The organism is Streptomyces sp. NPDC059853 (assembly GCF_042731495.1).
Classification (GTDB): Bacteria; Actinomycetota; Actinomycetes; order Streptomycetales; family Streptomycetaceae; genus Streptomyces.
On record NZ_JBHWJL010000439.1, the window covers coordinates 1 to 3,019 of the forward strand.

General features: G+C 75.0%; 3 protein-coding genes. All 3 read left to right on the forward strand.

Annotation, left to right across the window (positions count from 1 at the left end; genetic code table 11):
- Window positions 1–68 precede the first annotated feature (68 nt).
- Window positions 69–887: a class I SAM-dependent methyltransferase gene (locus ACFV5N_RS26385; protein WP_385604620.1), complete on the forward strand. Its 819-nt coding sequence runs from the start codon at window positions 69–71 to the stop codon at window positions 885–887.
- Window positions 865–2,688, forward strand: a complete 1,824-nt coding sequence (locus ACFV5N_RS26390; RefSeq protein WP_385604623.1) for an ABC transporter ATP-binding protein — start codon at window positions 865–867, stop codon at window positions 2,686–2,688. The genes ACFV5N_RS26385 and ACFV5N_RS26390 overlap by 23 nt, the downstream gene beginning before the upstream one ends.
- Window positions 2,689–2,835: 147 nt before the next feature.
- Window positions 2,836–3,019 (forward strand): hypothetical protein (locus ACFV5N_RS26395; protein WP_385604626.1); only part of this gene is annotated, 184 nt, incomplete at its 3' end.

Sequence of the window (3,019 nt, forward strand, 5' to 3'; positions counted from 1 at the left end):
GCCCAGACCGCTTCCGGCGCGGCCACCCAGTGCACCTCGTCGAAGAGGCCGTACGCGACATTGCGCGGATGAATGCTGCTGCCCAGACCGCGCACCCGCCGGTCGAGGACAGCGGCTACGGCCGGGACTTCGCCGCCTTCTACGACCGGATCTTCCCCCGCGACGGATACGCCGACCGGGCCGCCCGGCAACTCGCCGACTGGCACCCCGGCGGCGCCGCCCTGGAGTTCGGGGTCGGCACCGGCCGCATCGCCGTCCCGCTGGCCGCGATCGCCGGACCGGTCACCGGCGTGGACTCCTCGCCCGAGATGCTGGCCCGGCTGCGCGAGGCCGTCGCGGAGACCGGCGCCCCGGTCCGCCCCGTGCACGCCGACATCAGGACCTACCGCGACGACCGGCACTACGGCCTGGTCTACTGCGTGTGCGCGACCCTGTCCATGCTGCTGCGCCCCGAGGAGCAGCGGGCGGCCGTCGCCCGCGCCGCCGCCCGGCTGGCACCCGGCGGCAGCCTGGTGATCGAGACCCACAACCCCGCGTTCGTCCACGCCCTGCACGAAGGGCGGCGGCGCACCGCCTACTTCACCCCCTACCCCTGGCCGGACGCCGGGCTCCAGACGTACTCCACCCTCCACCCGGAGGCCAACGTGTGGGAGGCGTCCCACATCTGGCACGAGGGCGGCCGCAGCCACGTCGGCCGCGAACTGAGCCGGCTGACCACACCGGCGGAGGTGGACGCCTACGCCGCCGACGCCGGTCTGGTGCTCGCCGGGCGGCTCGCCGACTGGACCGGCGGCCCCTACCGCGAGGACGGCCCGATGCACATCAGCCGCTACGTCCACGCCGACCCCGAAGGAGCCGCGCGCCATGACGACGCCCCCCGCCGCTGACCGGCCCGGCACCATCTGGGGTCTCGCCCGCCGGCACCGGCTGCTGCTGGCCGGCGGACTGCTGCTCGGCCTCGCCGGTGTCGGGTCCACCCTCGTCCAGCCGGTGATCGTCTCCGACCTCATCGAGGCGGCCGGGGCCGGCGACGCGGTCGCCGGCATCATCGTGCTGCTGGGCGCGCTGCTGCTCGCCGACGCCGTCCTCTCCGCCACCCAGGGCTATCTGATCGGCAAGGCCGGCGAGAACATCGTCCGCGACTCCCGGGTCCTCCTCACCGGCCGCGTCCTGCGCGCCGACCTGGCCGCCTTCCAGGCCAGGCGGCAGGGCGACGTGCACACCCGGCTGGTCTCCGACACCTCGCTGGTGAAGATCGCGCTCTCCCAGAGCCTGGCCCAGATCGCCGTCAACGGGCTCGTCGTCATCGGCTGCGTGGTGATGATGGCCTGGATCGACGGCTGGCTGCTGCTCCTGGCGCTCGGCTGCATCGGGCTGGCCAGCGCCCTGTCCCTGTGGCTGGCCCGCAGACTGCGCGTGGTGGCCCTCCAGAACCGCGAGGAGACCGGCGAGTTCGGCGCCGACCTGCACCGGATGCTGTCCGCGCTCACCACCGTCAAGGCGGCCCGCGCCGAGGAACGCGAACAGGCCAGGATCGGGCAGCTGGCGGACCGGGTCCGCCGCTCCGGGGTCCGGGTGAGCGCCTACGCCTCCGTCCTCACCCCGGCCATGAACGTCGGGCTCCAGGCGTCGCTGGCCGCCGTGGTGGGCGCGGGCATGGCCCGGGTGGCCACCGGCTCGCTGGGGCTGGCCGACTTCACCGCCTTCGTCATGTACCTCTTCTACCTGGTGTCGCCGCTGGTGCTGGTCTTCATGAGCATCGCCGCCTACCAGCAGGGCCGGGCCGCCATCCAGCGCGTGGACGAACTCGTCGGCATCCCGCAAGAGGACGACCCGGCCCCCGCCACCGCCGCTCCGGCCGCCGGGCCCGCCGCCCCGCCGGAGCCGGCGCCGGGACCCGGGGAGCCGGGCCCCGCGGTCGAGTTCCGGCAGGTGGCCTTCGGCTACGGCGCGACGGGCCGCGACGTCCTGGCCGAGGTCTCCTTCACCGTCCCCGCCCGCGGACTGACCGCACTGGTCGGACCGTCGGGCGCCGGCAAGACCACCGTGTTCCAGCTCATCGAGCGGTTCTACCGGCCCCGGCGCGGCAGCGTCCTGGTGGACGGCCAGGACATCGCCGCCCTCCCGCTCGCCCGGGTCCGCGGCCGGGTCGGCTACGTCCAGCAGGACAGCCCCGTCATGCGCGGCACCCTGCGCGAGAACATCGCCTACGCGGCACCGGACGCCAGCGAGGCCGAGATCCGCGACGCCGTGGAACTGGCCGGGCTCGCCCCGGTGGTGGCCCAGCTGCCGGACGGCCTCGACACCGTGCTCGGCGACCAGGGCACCGGACTGTCCGGCGGCCAGCGCCAGCGGCTGTGCATCGCCCGGGTCCTGCTCCAGAAACCGGCCGTGATGCTGCTGGACGAGGCCACCTCGCACCTCGACTCCGACACCGAGGCCGCGCTGCGCGACGTCCTGGACCGGGTCTCCCGGCAGTGCGCGGTCATCGCCATCGCCCACCGCATCTCCACCGTGGTCGAGGCCGACCACATCGTCGTCCTGGACGCGGGCCGGGTGCGCGACCGGGGCACCCACGCCGAACTGTACGCACGGGACGAGCTGTACCGCAGGCTGGCGGCCACCCAGCTCGGCGGCCGGCCCACGGCGGCGGCCGGACGGCAGGATGCTGCGGCGGGGCTGCAGTGAACTGCCAGCGCAGCCGCTGTCGCCCGCCCGCCGCACCTGGCAGATTCGGCATGTCGCACCGACGGGGACCCACCGATCACACCCATCACACGGATCACACATTCCGACACGGCAGCGGGAGCTGACCGTGGCTGAGGAGGCCGGCAGATGACCACCCATCCGCTCCACCCGCAGACATCGCGCCCGGCGACGCCCGCACGGGCCCGGCGCGCCGCCGTCCGGGTGGCCGCCCTCGCCGCCGCCGTCGCCCTGCTGGGCGGCACCGCGGGCCAGGCGGCGGCACTCACCGCCGACACCACCGCCGTCTCCCGGGACGCCGCGCCCGCCCACC

Excerpts from the sequence above, each read along its gene's own strand:
- ACFV5N_RS26385 (WP_385604620.1), top strand. The coding sequence starts at position 69 with ATGAATGCTGCTGCCCAGACCGCGCACCCGCCGGTCGAGGACAGCGGC.
- ACFV5N_RS26390 (WP_385604623.1), top strand. The coding sequence starts at position 865 with ATGACGACGCCCCCCGCCGCTGACCGGCCCGGCACCATCTGGGGTCTC.